The following is a 17,712-nucleotide window of genomic DNA, read 5'->3' as shown; positions in this document are numbered from 1 at the left end:
GCGCTGGGCAACGTCATGCCAGCGCTAGATATAATCGCTGGTCGTCAGATGCAATCAATGTGGCGCTTGTTCGGCGGGCAGCGCCTCGATGATCACAAAGGCTTGAGCAAGCGGGAAATCATCGGTGATTGTGAGGTGGATCGCCGCTTTGTGTCCCTGCGGCAGGATTTTGGCCAGCCGCGCGGCCGCCCCGCCGGTCAGCGCCATGGTCGGCTTGCCGCTGGGCAGGTTGACAACCCCCATATCGCGCCAGAACACACCTTCCGCCAGGCCGGTGCCGAGCGCCTTGGCGCAGGCTTCCTTGGCGGCGAAGCGCTTGGCATAGGAGGCGGCACGCCCGCCACGGCCCTCGGAGCGGGCCTGCTCGACCTCGGTGTAGATGCGCTGGATGAAACGCTGGCCATGCCGTTCCAGCGACTTTTCAATGCGTCTGATGTCGATCAGGTCGCTGCCGATGCCGATGATCATTCGGCCGGAACTTCCCGTCCGCCGTGGCCGGCTTTGTGCGCCCGTTCGGCCATGCGCTTCCGGCGCTGCTCGCGAAAGGCGGTCATGCCCCAGCGGGTGATGCCGTAGAAGATGAGACCGAAGACCAGCCCGAGCGGCACAGCGCCGATCAGCATCGGCTCCAGGATCGGGTGCCACAGTTTGGCAAACGACAGCGTGTGCATCATTTCGCCGAGATGCGCGGGTGGTCCGTTCTTGGGCAGGCGCTCATGCAGGATCAGCTTGCCGACTTCCCAGGACGCCCCCCACAGCAGCGGGAAAGTCAGCGGATTGCCGAAGAATACCGCGCCGAGGGCGGCGGCCACCAGATTGCCGGCGATTACCCAGCAGAGCACGGCGGCGACGGCGAAATGGAAGCCGAGCGGGAAGAAAGAGGCGAACACGCCGGCCGCGACGCCGGCCGCGACTGCGTGTGGCGTGGCCTTCAGCCTGAGGATGCGCTTGGAGAAATACTGCAACGAGCGGGAAAACGAGCGGCGCGGCCACAGATAGGTACGCACCCGCTCCAACAGGCCATCAGGCTTGCGGCGTCGAAAAAGCACTCTGTTTCAATTCCCGTTCAGCAACGCCCCAACCATCACAGGCCAGGCGCGATAGGTCTATCTTGCGCTTCGAGGGCGCAGAAAGGCAACAACGACTTTAATATAGCGACTGCCTTGCCCCGGAACAACGAAACGCCGCCGCGCTGGTCTGCCGCAGTCCTGTAAAAGAGCGCTATTGGGGCGAAACTGAGGACGACCTCAGGTGAGAGGTTAGATAACGACGATAAGGCCCGCCCGCGAAGACGACGCCGAGGCGGATAGACTATTCCCGATATTCGCTGACTTCGACCAGATTGCCGTCCGGATCGCGAAAATAGACCGACATCATTGGGCCGCGAGCACCGGTACGTTCGACCGGACCGACTTCTACTGCCACGCCATTGGCCTCCAGGCTGCCACAGATCTCGGCAAGCGGCCTGGCGGCGACCAGACAGAAATCGCCGGACCCGGCAGTCGGCGTCTTGGCTTTCGGCTCAAAAGTGCGACCGACTTCATGCAGGTTGATCTTCTGCGACCCGAACAGCAGCGCCGTCGGCCGGTTCGGCTCGTCGAGACGTTTCAGGCCAAGCACGCGCTGATAGAACGCGCAGGTGGCCTCCACAGAGCGGACCGTCAGCACGAAATGATCGATACCGGCGATCATAGTGTTTTTCCCTTATGCATGTCGTTGCTCCAAAACCGCCGCACACTTTCGAACGACCTTCATCTTCTACCAGACCGGTTTTCATTGACATCGTACGGCATTGGTGTGTATTTATACACACATGAAGAGTGCCGACGTGATTGTAAAGTTGGTTGCCGATGGTTGGTTTGAAGTTGCTCGAAAAGGCAGTCATGCTCAATTCAAGCACGACAAACCGGGACGGGTCACCGTACCACATCGGCACCCTGCGCAGCATCGAAAAACAATCCGGACTGAAACTGAGGTGAGACCCGTGCAGCAGTATATCGGACTTATCCATAAGGATGCTGAAAGCGACTTTGGCGTCTCTTTTCCTGATTTTCCCGGCCTGGTTACGGCGGGTGAAAACTTGGACGACGCCCGAGGCATGGCCGAAGAAGCCCTTGCCTTCCACATCGAAGGACTCGTTGAGGACGGAGAGGCAATTCCGGAGCCCTCGTCTCTGTCTGAGATTATGGCATCAGCGATCAATCGCGATGGCGTAGCTATCCTGGTTGGGGTGAAAACCGATGCTAAAAAGGTGGTGCGAGTAAACGTCACCCTACCGGCTGATGTTCTTCAACGGATCGACGCGTTTGCTGAGGCTCACGGCTATACGCGATCTGGTTTTCTCGCCAAGGCGGCGGAGAAGGCAATGCAGCAAGAGGCTGCCTGACTTTCATTGTGGAAGGTCCAGCGCACTGTCGGGCGAGATGCATTCCCTCAGATGTTGCGGCTGCCGGGCTTGATCGCCGGTATGGCGGCCAGTTCCGGCGGCAGGCGGTCGGCGGGATAGGCCGGCACTTCATATTCGGCAAGCGCGATCAGCGGCACGCCGACATTGGTCTTGCCGGCCGAGCGATCGATGATGCAGGCGGCGGCCACCACTTCGGCGCCGAGTTCACGCAGACAGTCGATGGTCTCGCGGATCGACAGGCCGGTGGTGACGATGTCCTCGACGATGACGACGCGCGATCCCGGCGCAATCTCGAAGCGGCGCAGCCGGAACTCGCCGCCTTCGCGCTCGACCCAGATCGCCGGGACGCCGAGATGGCGCGAGGTCTCGTAGGCCGGGATCAGCCCGCCGATCGCCGGGCCGACGATATAGTCGATCTTGCCCGGCACCGCCTTGCGGATCTTTTCAGCCAGCGCCTTGCACAGGCGCTCGGTCTTGTCGGCATGCATGAAGACCCGCGCCTTCTGCAGGAAGATCGGACTGCGCAGGCCGGACGTCAGGATGAAATGTCCCTCCAGAACAGCGCCCGCCTCGCGGAATATGCCCAGCACTTCGTCCGTATTCATCCTGCCCTGCCCCGAAATCAGTGGTTAGCCGTTGACGCGCCGCGCATCGCTGACGCTCGAATTGTCCTTGAGCTGCGACAGCAGCCGGTTGAGATGCTTCAGATCCCAGACTTCGAGATCGATCAGCATTTCGGTGAAGTCGGGCGCGGTGCGCACCATCGACAGGGTATGGATGTTGGCGTCGTTCGAGGCAACCACCTGGGCGATGTCGGCCAACGACCCCGGTGCGTTGATGGCGGTGACCGAGACGCGCGCCGGAAAGCGTTCCTTGGTCTGCTCGTCAATGTCCCAGCGCACGTCGATCCAGCGCTCCGGCTGGTCATCGAAGGCCTGCAGCGCCGGCGACTGGATGGGATAGATGGTGATGCCAGTGCCGGGCTGGACGATGCCGACGATGCGGTCGCCGGGCACGGCTCCTTCCGGCGCGAAGCGCACCGGCAGGTCGCCTCGCACGCCGCGGATCGGCACAGCGCCATCGCGCGGCTGGCCCTTGTCCTTGCGCGCGGCTCGCGTACCGGGCATCTGGAACAGCATGCCGGCAGCGTTGCGGATCTTCGACCAGCCTTCCTCGCGCTGCTTGGGGGCACTCACGGTGACGCGCTCATCCTTGTAGTCGGGAAAGACCGCCTTCATGACGTCGGTGGAGGCAAGCTCGCCACGCCCGACGGAGGCCAGCACATCCTCGATGTCCTTGCGCGCCAGCCGGTGCAGCACCGGCTTCAGGTTTTCCTTGGTGAAGGTCTTGCCGGCGCGTTCGAAAGCGCGCTCGAGGATACGGGCGCCGAGACCCGAATACTGCTTGCGGATGGCGTTCTTGGTGGCGCGGCGGATGGCCGAGCGCGCCTTGCCGGTGACAACAACCGATTCCCAGGCAGCGGGCGGCACCTGCGCCTTGGAGCGGATGATCTCGACCTCGTCGCCGTTCTTGAGCTCGGTCATCAGCGGCATGATGCGGCCATTGACCTTGGCGCCGACGCAGGTGTCGCCGACATCGGTGTGCACGGCATAGGCAAAATCGATGGGGGTAGCGCCGCGCGGCAGCGCGATCAGCATGCCTTTCGGCGTGAAGCAGAAGACCTGGTCCTGGAACAGCTCGAGCTTAGTGTTTTCGAGGAAATCTTCCGGATTGTCGCCTTCGGCCAACTGCTCGATGGTGCGCCGCAACCAGGCGTAAGCGTTGGTCTCTTTTGAGATCGTATGCGCGGCACCGTTGGTCTTGCCGCCGGTGTCCTTGTAGATCGAATGGGCGGCGACGCCATATTCGGCGATCTTGTTCATCTCGCGGGTGCGGATCTGCAGTTCGACGCGCTGGCGCGACGGACCGACGATGGTGGTGTGGATCGAGCGGTAGTCGTTCTGCTTGGGCGTCGAGATGTAATCCTTGAAGCGGCCGGGCACCATCGACCATGTCGTGTGGATGGCGCCGAGCGCGCGATAACAGTCTTCGACGCTGTCGACGACGACGCGGAAGCCGAAAATGTCGGAGAGCTGCTCGAAGGACAGCGCCTTGGCCTCCATCTTGCGGAACACCGACCACGGCTTCTTCTGCCGGCTCTTCACGCCGGCGTTGATCGCGTGCTTCTCGAACAGCGCCGACAGCGCCTTCTCAATGTCGGTCAGCACCCCTTTGTTGCGCTCGAAGATCTCGGCAAGCCGCGCGGTGACGGCGCGGTAGGCTTCCGGATTGATGAAGCGGAAGGCGATCTCCTCCAGCTCCTCGCGCATGCCTTGCATGCCCATGCGCCCGGCGAGCGGCGCATAGATATCCATCGTCTCCTCGGCGATGCGCAGGCGCTTGGCCTCGGGCATATGGTCGAGGGTGCGCATATTGTGCAGGCGGTCGGCGAGCTTGACCAGAAGGACGCGCACATCCTCCGAGATGGCTAGCAACAGCTTGCGCAGGTTCTCCGCCTGCTCGGCCTTCTTGGAGACGAGATCGAGCTTCTTCAGCTTTGTCAGGCCCTCGACCAGTTTGCCCATTTCGGGGCCGAACAGATCGTCAATCTCGGCCCGCGTCGCGGTCGTGTCCTCGATCGTGTCGTGCAGCAGAGCGACGGCGATCGTCGCCTCGTCCATGTGCATTTCGGTGAGGATGGCGGCGACTTCGAGCGGATGGGAGAAATAGGGATCGCCGGACGCGCGCTTCTGGTGGCCATGCTTCTGCATGGCGTAGACATAGGCCTTGTTGAGCAACGCCTCGTTGACGTCAGGCTTGTAGCGCGCGACGCGCTCGACAAGCTCATACTGACGCATCATGGGCGGGTTCTCGCGGTGCTGAAATGATTGATGCGCCGCACTAGCGTACGGCGCATCTCATAGATAGCCACGAAACTGACGGGACGGAAGTGACGGAACCATATTCCCGGCAGGTCCAGAGCGCCGCTTAGTAGTCGTCGCTCTTTTCTGGCGGTACCAGGCCTTCGATGCCGGCCAGCAAGTCTTCCTCGGTCATGCGATCGAAGGTGACGTTTTCTTCGGCGTCGTCGGCATCGGTTGCCGCGACTGCGCCACCGGTCTGGTCGGCGATCGCCTCGCCGTCGGCTTCGGGCTCGTCGACCTCGACATGCTTCTGCAGCGAGTGGATCAGATCTTCCTTGAGGTCGTCGGGCGACAGCGTCTCATCGGCGATCTCGCGCAGCGCTACGACCGGATTCTTGTCGTTGTCGCGCGGCACGGTGATCGGCGCGCCCTGGCTGATCTGGCGGGCGCGATGGCCGGCGAGCAGCACGAGCTCGAAGCGGTTGTCGACCTTGTCGATGCAGTCTTCAACGGTTACGCGGGCCATTGATTGCCCCTTTCATGCCTGGATTTGATGGAAAACAGGCGCGGTCCATAACCCGAACGCCGCCAAAATACAAGCATTATGGCACTGTGACCTCGTGGGCCGACCAATACCGGTTTCGGGCGCCGATGAATGCCTTGCCGGCGAAGCCTGCCCACCGGCGACGATACGGCACCGATCACAATTGCTTGCAGTCGGCCCAGGCACCCTTGGATTGCCGTAAAACTGGCGCTATCTCGGTTGACGAAAGGTCAGCCGGTTTATTTACGAGCCGACCGATATATCAGACCCATTTCGATTAGTCCGCCACCTATTTCGAAAAAGGAATATTGCCATGTTCGACCCCCGTGAAAAAATCGCTCTTTTCATCGACGGCGCCAATCTTTACGCCACCTCGCGGGCACTCGGCTTCGACATAGACTACCGCAAACTGCTGTCGAGCTTTCAAAAGCGCGGCTATCTGCTGCGCGCTTACTACTACACTGCATTGGTCGAGGACCAGGAATACTCTTCGATACGGCCGCTGATCGACTGGCTCGACTATAATGGCTTCAAGGTGGTGACCAAGCCGGCCAAGGAATTCACCGACTCGACCGGCCGCCGCAAGATCAAGGGCAATATGGACATCGAGTTGACCGTCGATGCGCTCGAACTTGCCGATGTCGTCGACCACTATGTCATCTTCTCCGGCGATGGCGATTTCCGCACGCTGGTCGAAGCGCTGCAACGGCGCGGCCGCAAGGTCTCGATCGTCTCCACCATGGCCTCGCAGCCGCCGATGATCTCAGACGATCTGCGCCGCCAGGCCGACCACTTCATCGACCTGACATCGCTGAAGAACGAGGTTGGCCGCGATCCATCCGAGCGGCCGGTGCGCCGGCCCGAGCCGGCCGAGGTCGACGAGGAAGACTATTGAGAAGCGGCCGCCTTGAACGCCGCTTCCGAGCCGAACCGCGACTGCCCACTCTGCCCGCGCCTGCATGATTTCATCGCAGACTGGCGGCAGCGCGAGCCGTCATGGTTCAATGCGCCGGTGCCGACCTTCCTGCCGCCTGAGGGCGACGGCGCCGTCGAGCTGCTGATCGTCGGACTGGCGCCCGGCCTGCGCGGCGCCAACCGGACGGGGCGGCCTTTCACCGGCGACTATGCCGGCGACCTGCTCTATTCGACGCTGATCGCGCACGGCTTTGCGCGCGGCGAATTCAAGGCGCGGCCCGATGACGGCTTGCTGCTGGTCGGCACCGCGATCACCAATGCGGTGCGCTGCGTGCCGCCAGAGAACAAGCCGGTCGGCGCCGAGATCGCCACCTGCCGCAGTTTTTTGGTGCCGACGATTGCGCGCTTCCCCAGGCTGCGTGCGGTGCTGGCGCTGGGTTCGATCGCTCACCAGTCGACGGTCAGGGCGCTGGGCCAGCGCGTCGCCGCCTATCCATTCAAACATGGCGGCCGGCTCGAGGCCGGCGCTGTTACACTGTTTTCCAGCTATCACTGCTCGCGCTACAACACCAACACCGGTGTTTTGACGGAAGCCATGTTCGTCAGGGTATTCAGCGACATCGCGGAACTCCTGCGGACCTAACGCCTCCTCTCAGAACCCCTCCAGCACGATCTTGCCCTTGGCCTTGCCGGTCTCGATCAGCGCATGGGCGCGCTTCAGATTGGCGGCATTGATGGGACCGAACGTTTCGCCCAAAGTGGTGCGGATGGTGCCGGCGTCGACAAGCCGTGCCAGTTCGTTGAGATGTGCGCCCTGCGCGGCAATATCAGGCGTTTCATACAGTGAGCGCGCTTCAACGAGATACGCCGGCGCATTCCGAACTGCACCCAGCGCATGCTGACCAACCAGCTTCGCGAATTGGAAATGGATGGGCTGATCGCTCGCAAGGTCTATGCGCAGGTGCCGCCGAAGGTGGAATACAGCCTGACACCGCGCGGCAGAAGCCTGGAGCCAGTGATCACCGCCCTGAAAGTCTGGGGCGATGCGAATGTGACGCTGGCGCCTGAGGTCTCTCGAGCCGCCTGACTTCAGGCAGTCCGTCTCACACCGGCAGCAGCGCGTCCGGCTTCACATCCGATATCGAAGCATAGGTGTGGGTTTCCCGCACACCCGGCAGCGGCAGGATCACGCGCTTCAAAAAATCCTGATAGGCGGCCATCTCGGAAATTCGCGCCTTCACCAGATAATCGAAGCCGCCGACGACCATGTGGCATTCCAGCACTTCGGGGGCTTTCGCCACTGCGTCGGCGAAACGGTCGAACACATGCGGCGCCGCCTGGTCGAGCCTGACTTCGATGAAGACGAGCGTGCCCCGGCCGATCTTTTGCGGATTGAGCACGGCCCGTACGGCAGTGATGAACCCGTCACGAAACAGGCGCTTCACCCGCTGGCTGGCGCCGGTCGGCGACAGGCCGACTCGGGCGGCGAGATCGAGCGTGGTCCGGCGACCGTCCTCCTGCAGCAACCGCAGCAGGCTGCGGTCGATGGCATCAAGCTGATCGGATTCATGATTCACGTTCGTGGTGCCCCTGTGGTGTGATTTTCACTTCCCAATTGCGAAAACAGCATATTTTGTCGCACCATTTTCAACAATAGGCTGCGCTTTAAACGAGAGCCGCTAGAGGAAGAAACCTCCGCCGGCAGGATCCAACGGGATGAGAATGCGCGCGGCAGAGGACCGAAACACGAAGCCGGCAATTCTTGCCGGCCTGGCAATGATCGGCATTTACGCCTTGCAGTTCGTCGCCGCCCGGTTCAGCCTGCGGGAGCATCTGACGGCGACCGATCTCGCGACCTTGCGCTTTATCGGCGCCGGCATGGTCATGCTCCCGGTCGTCTGGAGAAGCGGCCTGGCGACTATCAACGCATTGGGCCGGAGACGTGCCTTGACGCTGGCGGCGCTGGCCGGACTGCCCTACCCGATCATCATTAATTGGGGCCTGACCTATGCGCCCGCCGCGCATGGCGCTGCACTTTGCCCTGCCTCGATCGTGTTCTTCTCGTTCGTGCTGTCGCACATGGCTACAACTGATAAAGCCTCGCGCCAGCGAACCATCGGCGTCGCCGCCATCATCGCCGGGCTGATCCTTTTCATCACGCCGGTGCGCCCCGGCAGCGGCGTGAAGGATGTCCCGTTCGGTGATCTTTTGTTCATCGCGTCGGGCGCAATGTTTGCCGCCTATGCCGTTCTCGTGCGGCGCTGGCGCGTCGATCCGGTCACGGCGACCGCAACGGTCGTGCTCCTGTCATGCGTGCCGCTGCCATTGCTCTATTTCTTTGCCCCGAGCGGGCTGCGCGCCGCATCAGTGGCCGAGATCGCCAGCCAGATCGTCATTCAAGGGTTTTTGGCAGGTGCGGCCGCCATGTTCCTCTACACCTATGTCGTCCGACAGCTGGGGTCGCAAACGGCATCACTGTTCATGCCATGCGTGCCGATCGCAACGGTCGTGATCGCCATGACGGTACTCGGCGAAACGCCGACCGGCACCCAGTTCGCCGCCATCGTGATCATGGCTGCGGGAATGGCCTTTTCGGCCATCACCAGACCTGCGGCCAAGACTGCCTGATTCAGGGCGATGGCGATGGTTGTGCAGATGGTGCAAACAACTCAGCCAGCGTTTGCTGCCCGCCCTGCAGCACATTGAGGTCGACATCGCCCTCGATGCCGTCGACGCGGCCCATATTGTGGTACTGCCAGTAGATCCAGCCGTCCTCGCTCGGTTTGATCGCCAGCGAGCGCAGCCAGCGCGGCCGCACAGCTATCTGTTCGGCATAGGCGTCCTCAGCCTCGTCGGTCAGGTAGATGATCGCCGGCTTGCCGAACGCGGCTTCAACCGGCCCGAGGAAGGCCTGGAGTTCCGCGCCCAGCTGTTGCGGCGACGGGCGCTGCGGGCAATTGCCGCCGAATTCGATGTCGACGACCGGCGGCAGTAGCGGCTGATCGTGCGGCACGACCGCGATGAAATTCTTCGCCTGGTCGGCGCCCGGCCGGCAGAAGGTGAAAAAGTGGTAGGCGCCGACGGCAAGGCCGGCCGCACGGGCCTCGCGCAGATTTTTGGCGAAGGCATCGTCGACATGGTCGCCACCCTCAGTCGCCTTGATGATGGCGAAAGCGACGTCATCGGCCGCAACGCGCCGCCAGTCGATCTCGCGCTGATGATGGGAAACGTCGATGCCCCTGACCGGATAGGCATCGCGATCCGGCGAGAAGGTTTGGAAATAGAAGAAGCCGCCTGCCGCGACGAGGCCGGCAAAGACCAAGCTGGCCGCGCCCCAAAGGATGATCCGGTTTCTCAAGACCATCCCCTGTTCATCGTCGTGGCTGATTGGTCGAAACCCTTGAAAGCCAAACCGTTGGCTTTTCTAAGGCTATTCTCCGAGGCCCCTCACCCACGCTCTTTGAGAAGCCGGCCCTTCTCGCGCGACCAGTCGCGCTGTTTTTCGGTTTCGCGCTTGTCGTGCAGTTTCTTGCCGCGGCCGACGGCGAGGAGCAGCTTGGCGCGGCCCTGATCGTTGAAATAAATCTTCAGCGGCACCAGCGTCATGCCTTCGCGCTCAATGCTTTGCGACAGTTTTGCCATCTCGCGCTTGTTGAGCAGCAGCTTGCGGCGCCGGCGCGGCTCATGGTTGAAGCGGTTGGCTTGCAGATATTCCGGCAGATAGGAATTGATCAGCCAGATCTCACCGCCTTCGACCGAGGCGTAACTGTCCTGGATGTTGGCCTGGCCCTGGCGCAAAGACTTGACCTCGGTGCCGGTCAGCACCAGGCCGGCCTCGACCGTGTCGAGGACCTCATAGGAAAACCGCGCCTTGCGGTTTTCCGCAACGGTCTTGTTGTTGGGATCGGCTTTTCTGACTTGGTTCATGATGCGGAGAGGTGGCGCCTCATCCTCAATTTATCAAGCCGGCGTGCTTCATCGCCGCATCGATCTTCTCGGCGGTCGATGCCTCGATCGTCACCAGCGGTGAGCGCACAACGTTCTCGACCTTGCCAATCTTCGACAGCGCGTATTTGACGCCGCACAGGCCGGGCTCGAGGAAGATGGCCTTGTGCAGCGGCAACAGACGGTCCTGCAACTCCAGCGCCTTGGCGCTGTCGCCGGACAGCGTGGCCTCCTGGAACTCGGCGCATAGCCGCGGCGCGACATTCGACGTCACCGAAATGCAGCCGACGCCGCCATGGGCGTTGAAGCCGAGGGCCGAGGCATCCTCGCCCGACAACTGGATGAAATCCTTGCCGCAGGTGGCGCGCTGTTCGGACACACGCTCGACCTTGCCGGTGGCATCCTTGACGCCAACGATGTTCTTGAAGTCGTGCGCCAGCCGGCCCATCGTTTCGGGCATCATGTCGATCACCGAGCGCGGCGGGATGTTGTAGATGATGATCGGCAGGCTGGTCGCCCGGGCGACGGCCGCGAAATGCTCGTAGAGGCCGCGCTGCGTCGGCCTGTTGTAATAGGGCGTGACGACCAGAGCCGCGTCGGCGCCCGCCTGCTCGGCATATTGCACCAGACCGACCGCTTCCGCGGTATTGTTGGAGCCGGCGCCGGCGACGACAGGCACCCTGCCCTTGGCGACCTCGATGCAGACCTTGACGACATGGCGATGCTCGTCATGCGAAAGCGTCGGCGACTCGCCGGTGGTGCCGACCGGGACCAGCCCCGTGGTGCCCTCGGCGATCTGCCATTCGACGAAAGCGCGAAAGGCTTTCTCGTCGAAACGCCCGCTCTTTTCGAACGGTGTCACGAGCGCAGTAAGCGAGCCTCTCAGCATGTCGTCCAACTCCTTGGGACTTTTCGGTTTCTTGGTGTGTTTTAGCGTCGGCGCCTTCTAGCCGAAAGCGAAGCCGCGCACCATAGTCTCGACACTGTTCAGCGGCAAGCATGCCGATGGTGCCAGCAAGCGTAATTCGAACGGCCTCGACAACCCTTTGTTTACGGGCTCTTCACGACCTAAGTCTAGGCTTCGAGGCACCTGGGCTTGCCATTTAAAGTGCCGCAACAGGGATCAGGATCATGCCGGCCAGTCGGCCCCTCCGCTTCGTATTGCTTGGCGCCGTTGCCCTGCTGATAGTAGGGACGGCGGCAAATGAGAGCGTCGATGAGCAGACAACCTCGTCGATCCCGATGCCTGGCCTGCAGGACGACGCGCAGATTGATGCGCCCTCCGCCAGTATCGTTGTGTTGAAAAGCGGTCTCGACGCCTTGGCGACCGGCGATATTGCCGCTGCGCGCACCGTACGCGAGACATTGCCGGCCAATTCGCTGGACCGCCATATCCTTGCCTGGGCGATCGCGCTCTATGGCGGCGACCGTGTGCCGAGCAGCGAGATTGCCGATACCGCAAAGATGTTGCCGACCTGGCCGGGCACCATCGCTCTGCGCAAGAACAGCGAACGCGCGCTCTACCGTGAAAGCCCGTCGCCGCAGACCGTGGTGAAGGCCTTCGATGGCAGCCAGCCGCTGACCTTCGAAGGCGTCGTGATCCTGGCCCGATCCTATGTGGCGCTGGGCAACGCCAAGGCCGCCCTTTCAGTTTTGTCGCCGTTCTGGCGCACCGAAAAGCTGGAAGCGAAAGATGAGGCGTCCGTCATCAAGGAGTTTGGCGCCATCATCCCAACTGCCGACCATCGTTTCCGCATGGAACGGATGTTTTATGCAGACCGGGAGAATTCGGCGCTGCGGGTCGCAGCACTTGCCGGCGCGCAACCGCTGGCCGATGCCTGGGCCGCCGCCTCGCGTGGTGACAAGAACGCGGCCAAGCTGTTGAAAGCAGTGCCTGCGGCGCAGCAATCGGCCAGCTATTTCTTCGCGCAAGCCGAATACCTGCGCAAGCAGCGGAAGTTTGCGGATGCCGCCGAGGTGGTGATGAAAGCGCCAACCGATCGCGACGCGCTGGTCGATCCCGATGCCTGGTGGGTCGAGCGCCGTGTGCTGTCGCGCGCACTGGTCGACCAGGGCGACTGGAAGACTGCCTACAAGATCGTTGCCGCGCATGCCGCCGAAAGCCCCGCCAGTGCCGCCGAGGCTGAATTCCACGCCGGCTGGTATGCGCTGCGCGGCCTCAACGATCCCGCGACAGCCTCGACCCATTTTGCACGCATCGCCGACCTCGCGCAGGGGCCGATGTCTCTGTCGCGCGCCTATTACTGGCTTGGCCGTGCAGCGGAAGTCGGCGGCCCCGGCGATGCGAAGACCTATTTCACCAAGGCGGCGGCCTATGGCACCACTTTCTACGGGCAGTTGGCGGCGGAACGGGTTGGTCTGCGCACGCTGAACATCGTCTATCCCGAGCCAAGCACCGCAGACCGCCAAAGCTTTGACGGACGCGAAGCGGTCAGCGCCATCAAGCGGCTGCAGGAGGCGGGCTATGACCGCTATGCCGAGACGCTCTACCGCGACCTCGCCGGACAGTTGACCAGCCCCGGCGAACTGGCGCTGCTGGCCGTGCTGGCGGAAAAGCAGGGCAACCATTTCATGGCGCTGAAGGTCGGCAAGATCGCCGGCGCGCGCGGCATCGATGTCGGCGCGCTGTCGCATCCGCTGGGCGTCATTCCCGACACCGCCGACATTTCCGGCTCGGGCAAGGCGCTGGCCTATGCCATCGCCCGCCAGGAGAGCGAGTTCAATGTCGGCGCCGTTTCCAGCGCCGGCGCGCGCGGCCTGCTGCAGCTGATGCCGGGCACCGCAAAGCAATTGGCGAAGAAGGCGGGACTGAGCTTTTCGCAGGATCGGCTGACGAGCGATGCCGGCTACAATGCGACGCTGGGCGCGGCCTTCCTCGGCGAGCAGCTCGACCGCTTCGGCGGGTCCTATGTGCTGACCTTCGCCGGCTACAATGCCGGCCCCAACCGCGCCAGCCAATGGGTGGCCAAATATGGCGACCCGCGCGGCAAGGGCATCGACGCCGTCGTCGACTGGATCGAACGGATTCCCTACACGGAAACAAGAAGCTACGTTCAGCGCGTGATGGAGAATTACGAAGTCTACAAGATGCGCATTTCGGGCAAGTACGACATTGTTGGTGACCTGGTGAACGGGCGGAGTTGAAGGCCTTCCCCTTCTCCCCTTGTGGGGCAGGGCAATCGCATATGAACTCTTTCGAGGAATCGAACGGCGAACAAATCGGAATCGCGTCGAGAACAAACGTCGCGAGATTCCATCTTTGTTCCGCATATGCGATTCCCCTGCCTTGTGGGGTGAGCAGCCGGTTCGCCGAAGGCGAATTCATCGTGCCGGTGGCACGATGAAAGGCCGGCGAACGCCGGGACGCTGCGAAGCAGCGGGGACCCGGCAGGTGGATCGGCCACCACCCGGCCCTTCGCAGGCTCAGGGCGTTCGAAGCTCTCAAAGCCAAGCAAGTGGCTTTTCGTCCGCTAACGCGGACCGCTTCTCAACCCACAAGGGGGAAGGGAAGACCTTATTTGACCGCCCCCACCCTCACCTGTAGCAGTCGGAGACGATCCGACCAGGGAGCCCCTTCAGATGTCGAGCAGCGACGGCTTTTCCGACTTTTTCTACACCGCGCCGGACGGACTCAAGCTTCACGCCCGCGTCTATGGCGAGACAAACTCGGGAACATGGCCGGTCGTCTGCCTGCCTGGGCTGACCCGCAACGCGCGCGACTTTCATGAGCTTGCGCTCTATCTGTCGCGGCGGGCCAACCATCGGCGCAAGGTCATCGCCTTCGACTATCGCGGCCGTGGCCAATCGGCCTATGACCCTGAAATCGGCCACTACAATGTCGGCATCGAGGCCGGCGACATTCTCGCCGGGCTCACGGCGCTCGACACCGCGGAAGCGGCCTTCATCGGCACGTCGCGCGGCGGGCTGATCATCCATGTGCTCGGCGCGCTGCGGCCAGCCGTGCTGAAAGCCATTGTGCTCAACGACATTGGCCCGGTGATCGAAGCGAACGGGCTCGCTCATATCCGCACCTATCTCGATCCGGCACCAAAGCCGAAGAGCCGCGCCGAGGCAATCGATGCCCAACGCAGCGCCCATGGCGCGGATTTTCCAGCGCTGACCGAGGCGGATTGGGAGCGGATGGTGTCGGCTCTCTATCGCGAGACGGATCAGGGGCTGATGCCGGATTTCGACCCAAGGCTGGTTGAGACACTGGCCGGCCTCGACCCCAGCAAGCCGTTGCCGGATTTGTGGCCGCAGTTCGAGGCGCTGGCAGCCATACCGCAGCTTGCCATACGCGGGGCCAACTCGAAACTTTTGTCGGTGGAGACGTTCGAAGAGATGGGCAAGCGTCATCCCGGCCTGGAAGCGATCACGGTCGACGGCCAGGGCCACGCGCCCTTCCTGGAGACAGGCGATCTGCCCGGCGCCATCGCAGCTTTCCTGGACAAGGCGGAAAACACGGCTCGAACAAAGTAAACCCCAAGATCAAATATGATCCTGGGGTCATCTTTTCAGTATAAGAGTGACTCGATGAAACTATTTGGCTTTCGAGCTTTTCCTGGGCGCCTTGGCCGGTTTCGCCGCGGTCGCTTCGCCCTTTTGCTTCGGCGCTGCCGCTGAAACAGTGGTCAGCGGAGATGCGAAGGCCGAGCTTTCGCCTGACATACCCTCGCCGCGCGGCGTCTCCAGCACGACGACGCAGCCGTCGAGATCGTTGGTGGCCAGGTGCGCATAACGCATTGTCATCGAAAGCGTCTGGTGGCCGAGCCACATTTGCACGCGGCGGATGTCGATGCCACCCTGGACCAGACGCGAGGCGCAGGTGTGGCGCAATATATGCGGCACCACCTGGTCGTCGGCGCCGAGACCGACTTCGGCCTTGGCATCGTTCCAGATGGCGCGAAATTGTGCCTGGCTGAGTTTGGTGAACGGACCCTTGGGCCTGCGACCCTCTGAAGGTGGCAGCTTGATCACCTCTTTGACCCGTTCGGTCATCGGAATGGTGCGGCTGCGGCCGGATTTGGTAATCCAGAACGAGACGCGATGTTCCTGGATGTCGTTCCAGATCAGTCCGAGGGCTTCGCCAAGGCGGCAGCCGGTGTCGACGAGGAAGACGGAGAGACGATAGGCATCCTCGCTGCGGCTCTTGATGGCAGCGAACAACCTTGCCTCTTCGTCCCTTTCGAGGAAACGAATCCGTCCCGCCCGCTCTTTCTGGCGGCGGAACTCGGGCAGGCTGTGGATATCCCCCATCTTGTAAGCCTTGCGCAGCAGTTTGCTGAGGGCAGCCATCTTTCGATTGATGGTTGCGTTGCTGTTGCCGCGCTGGCGCAAGGTGCCGATAAGATTGTCCAGGGTGCTCTGGTCGAAGGCGCTGAACCGTTCTCCGAGGAGAATCTCGTCTATTTCGCCGATGAAGGAGCTGACATTGTACTTATGTCGCCCATCATCCCAGAGTATGTCTCGGTATGCTGAAAAAAGCTCTCCGACCCTGTGCGACTTTACTTCTCTGATCTTGTTGTAGCTGTATTTTATCTTCGAGGTTTGAGAAGAGAACATTGAGAAATGTTCGGAGGGATCACCCTCTTGTATCGCTTCGATGGTCATCAAATGCCACACCCCCGAGTGGATAGAGTCAGACCTACCCGCTTGGAAGCGTCCTTTCAAGAGATTTAATCACGCAGTTGTGAATTCATCCGCCCATCAGCGGATCCCACGAACTCACCCTTACGGACTGTTCAGCTGCCGATTCCCCCTGTTCCTTCTGCTTGTCTTGACCCAGTCACGAAACAAAACAGCCCGGGCGTTGAAGCGCCCGGGCTGGTATTCACCTGTATAAAGCCAGCCCTTAGAACGAGCGCTGGAAGCGGAGCATGCCGCCGATGGCGTCGTCGCCATCAGTAATACCGGTCCAGTTGTGGTTCAGGCCATCGGTGCTGTCGATCGAACCTGCATTGACGTAGTCGACTTCGGCCGTGACCGTCAGGCCCGGGACAACGTCGTAGGCGATGTTGGCGGCGATGCCGAGGTTTTCACCCTCGTCATACGAAATCTGGGCGTTGAACGAGGTCTTCTCGTTGATGGTGTACGTGCCACCGCCCCAGACTGCCCAGTTACCATCCCACTGCTTGTAGAAGCCGCGACCACCAGCCGGGAAGGCATAGGTCCCATCCGTCAGGTTGTCGTCGGTGCCGTAGCCGCCCATGATGAAGAGCGACAGGTTCTGCATCGGGGTGATGTCCAAACGAACCTTGCCGGCGACTTCCTCGTAGTTGCTGTCGTAAGCGATGACGCCGGTGATGGCGCCCCAGCCCTGCGTGTACTTCACGCCGCCGACGACATGCGGAACGTAGCTGTCGATGGTGCCGACGCCGTAGGCACCAGGAGTGCCGGCGCCCGCGCCTTCTTCGAGCGAGATCACGGCCGAGAAGCCGTTGCCAGCGTCGAAGTAGTACTGGATGACGTTGGTGTCGAAATCGCCGTAGGGAACGAGCGTATCCTGGATGACGTTGCCGGCGTAGCCGATGAACGTGTTGAAGGCCGATTCATCCTTACCGACGCGCAGGCCACCGAGCTGGATCCAGGCGAAGTTCAGCGAAACACCGCCGTTGCCGGCAGCGTTGGGCGAGCCGAACCCGACGGGGAGCGGACCAGTGCCATCGGGATCAACGGGTGCGCCCGAATCACGGTTGTTGTTCTGGAAGTTGAAGCGGGTCTCGGTGTAGGTCTTCAAGGTGCCGAGCTCGGTTTCCTGGCCGGTCCAGGTCTTCAGCGAGAAACGGGCGTGCTTGAACCAGGTGTCGTTGCTGCCGCCGTCCTCAGTATCGGCGGACGTCGCACCGTCGAACGAACCGACGTCGCCGCCGCCGATGTCGTAACGGACATAGCCGCCGATGCGCAGGCAGGTTTCGGTGCCGGGGATGTAGAAGTAGCCCGAGCCGTAAACGTCGCAAATCTTGACGTATTCAGCCGGTTCCGGCTCGGCGACGACGACGGCGTCGGCGGCGCGCGCA

The 17,712-nt window shown here is 62.0% G+C and carries 18 protein-coding genes and 3 pseudogenes; 8 read left to right on the top strand and 13 right to left on the bottom strand.

The features are described 5' to 3' along the window. Window positions 1-54: 54 nt before the first annotated feature. From acpS to AC04SH_RS21485, 3 genes are all read right to left on the bottom strand, one after another. A complete protein-coding gene (acpS, locus tag AC04SH_RS21495; RefSeq protein WP_477234301.1) occupies window positions 55-468 on the bottom strand; it encodes a holo-ACP synthase in 414 nt (137 codons plus the stop codon). Further along, window positions 465-1,049 carry a DUF2062 domain-containing protein gene (locus tag AC04SH_RS21490; RefSeq protein ID WP_142867701.1) on the bottom strand — a complete coding sequence of 195 codons (585 nt, stop codon included), beginning with the start codon at window positions 1,047-1,049 and terminating at the stop codon, window positions 465-467. Before AC04SH_RS21490 ends, acpS begins: the two co-directional genes overlap by 4 nt. Window positions 1,050-1,311: 262 nt before the next feature. Beyond that, window positions 1,312-1,692 carry a VOC family protein gene (locus AC04SH_RS21485; protein WP_477234298.1) on the bottom strand — a complete coding sequence of 127 codons (381 nt, stop codon included), beginning with the start codon at window positions 1,690-1,692 and terminating at the stop codon, window positions 1,312-1,314. A gap of 121 nt (window positions 1,693-1,813) precedes the next feature. Here AC04SH_RS21485 and AC04SH_RS21480 point away from each other — a divergent pair. Together AC04SH_RS21480 and AC04SH_RS21475 are read left to right on the top strand one after the other, a co-directional pair. Continuing rightward, window positions 1,814-1,979: pseudogene (locus AC04SH_RS21480) on the top strand (type II toxin-antitoxin system HicA family toxin). Window positions 1,980-1,984: 5 nt separating this feature from the next. Further along, window positions 1,985-2,386 (top strand): type II toxin-antitoxin system HicB family antitoxin, encoded by a 402-nt coding sequence (locus AC04SH_RS21475; RefSeq protein ID WP_488576544.1) that lies wholly within the window; start codon window positions 1,985-1,987, stop codon window positions 2,384-2,386. A 47-nt stretch (window positions 2,387-2,433) separates the two neighbouring features. Here the strand turns inward: AC04SH_RS21475 and pyrE are convergent, their stop codons facing one another. The 3 genes from pyrE to rpoZ form a co-directional block, all read right to left on the bottom strand. Continuing rightward, window positions 2,434-3,012 (bottom strand): orotate phosphoribosyltransferase, encoded by a 579-nt coding sequence (gene pyrE, locus AC04SH_RS21470; protein ID WP_477234292.1) that lies wholly within the window; start codon window positions 3,010-3,012, stop codon window positions 2,434-2,436. Between the two features lie 24 nt (window positions 3,013-3,036). After that, the gene (locus AC04SH_RS21465) at window positions 3,037-5,268 is read right to left on the bottom strand and encodes a RelA/SpoT family protein (protein WP_477234290.1); all 2,232 of its coding nucleotides are present in this window, start codon (window positions 5,266-5,268) and stop codon (window positions 3,037-3,039) included. A 127-nt stretch (window positions 5,269-5,395) separates the two neighbouring features. Then, entirely contained in the window at window positions 5,396-5,797 is a 402-nt protein-coding gene (rpoZ, locus tag AC04SH_RS21460) for a DNA-directed RNA polymerase subunit omega (protein ID WP_027045279.1), read from the bottom strand. A 331-nt stretch (window positions 5,798-6,128) separates the two neighbouring features. Here rpoZ and AC04SH_RS21455 point away from each other — a divergent pair, with 331 nt between their 5' ends. Then, on the top strand, window positions 6,129-6,710 hold the full coding sequence (locus tag AC04SH_RS21455) for a LabA-like NYN domain-containing protein (protein WP_112560724.1): 582 nt from the start codon (window positions 6,129-6,131) through the stop codon (window positions 6,708-6,710). Window positions 6,711-6,722: 12 nt separating this feature from the next. Further along, entirely contained in the window at window positions 6,723-7,373 is a 651-nt protein-coding gene (locus tag AC04SH_RS21450; RefSeq protein ID WP_477234287.1) for a uracil-DNA glycosylase, read from the top strand. 9 nt (window positions 7,374-7,382) lie between these two features. Here the strand turns inward: AC04SH_RS21450 and AC04SH_RS21445 are convergent. After that, window positions 7,383-7,580, bottom strand: a pseudogene (locus AC04SH_RS21445) (zinc-binding dehydrogenase); the annotation flags it as partial. On the opposite strand from AC04SH_RS21445, the pseudogene AC04SH_RS21440 reads away from it, so the two are divergent. Then, window positions 7,581-7,817 (top strand): annotated as a pseudogene (locus AC04SH_RS21440) (winged helix-turn-helix transcriptional regulator); the annotation flags it as partial. Window positions 7,818-7,833: 16 nt separating this feature from the next. On the opposite strand, the gene AC04SH_RS21435 reads toward AC04SH_RS21440, so the two are convergent. Next, window positions 7,834-8,307 carry an Lrp/AsnC family transcriptional regulator gene (locus AC04SH_RS21435; protein ID WP_477234285.1) on the bottom strand — a complete coding sequence of 158 codons (474 nt, stop codon included), beginning with the start codon at window positions 8,305-8,307 and terminating at the stop codon, window positions 7,834-7,836. Between the two features lie 139 nt (window positions 8,308-8,446). On the opposite strand from AC04SH_RS21435, the gene AC04SH_RS21430 reads away from it, so the two are divergent. Continuing rightward, a complete protein-coding gene (locus tag AC04SH_RS21430; RefSeq protein ID WP_488576543.1) occupies window positions 8,447-9,358 on the top strand; it encodes a DMT family transporter in 912 nt (303 codons plus the stop codon). 1 nt (window position 9,359) lies between these two features. On the opposite strand, the gene AC04SH_RS21425 is transcribed toward AC04SH_RS21430, so the two are convergent. The 3 genes from AC04SH_RS21425 to dapA form a co-directional block, all read right to left on the bottom strand. Next, window positions 9,360-10,088, bottom strand: a complete 729-nt coding sequence (locus tag AC04SH_RS21425) for a glycoside hydrolase family 25 protein (RefSeq protein ID WP_477234281.1) — start codon at window positions 10,086-10,088, stop codon at window positions 9,360-9,362. Between the two features lie 89 nt (window positions 10,089-10,177). After that, complete coding sequence (gene smpB / locus AC04SH_RS21420) at window positions 10,178-10,657, bottom strand: SsrA-binding protein SmpB (RefSeq protein ID WP_025583626.1); 480 nt, start codon at window positions 10,655-10,657, stop codon at window positions 10,178-10,180. A 25-nt stretch (window positions 10,658-10,682) separates the two neighbouring features. Continuing rightward, entirely contained in the window at window positions 10,683-11,564 is an 882-nt protein-coding gene (gene dapA, locus AC04SH_RS21415; protein WP_488576542.1) for a 4-hydroxy-tetrahydrodipicolinate synthase, read from the bottom strand. Between the two features lie 242 nt (window positions 11,565-11,806). On the opposite strand from dapA, the gene AC04SH_RS21410 reads away from it, so the two are divergent. Further along, window positions 11,807-13,840, top strand: coding sequence for a lytic transglycosylase domain-containing protein (locus tag AC04SH_RS21410; protein ID WP_488576541.1), 2,034 nt, complete (start codon window positions 11,807-11,809; stop codon window positions 13,838-13,840). Window positions 13,841-14,275: 435 nt separating this feature from the next. Further along, window positions 14,276-15,175 carry an alpha/beta fold hydrolase gene (locus AC04SH_RS21405; RefSeq protein ID WP_488576540.1) on the top strand — a complete coding sequence of 300 codons (900 nt, stop codon included), beginning with the start codon at window positions 14,276-14,278 and terminating at the stop codon, window positions 15,173-15,175. 60 nt (window positions 15,176-15,235) lie between these two features. Here the strand turns inward: AC04SH_RS21405 and AC04SH_RS21400 are convergent, their stop codons facing one another. Both AC04SH_RS21400 and AC04SH_RS21395 read right to left on the bottom strand, forming a co-directional pair. Beyond that, window positions 15,236-16,309: a tyrosine-type recombinase/integrase gene (locus AC04SH_RS21400; protein WP_488576539.1), complete on the bottom strand. Its 1,074-nt coding sequence runs from the start codon at window positions 16,307-16,309 to the stop codon at window positions 15,236-15,238. 238 nt (window positions 16,310-16,547) lie between these two features. Beyond that, window positions 16,548-17,712: porin (locus AC04SH_RS21395; RefSeq protein WP_488576538.1), on the bottom strand; the 1,165-nt coding region annotated here is incomplete at its 5' end.

This window comes from Mesorhizobium sp. CNPSo 4688 (assembly GCF_057784295.1).
The sequence above is the reverse complement of the archived record's forward strand: the minus strand, read 5'-3'. Positions and strand labels throughout refer to the sequence as shown.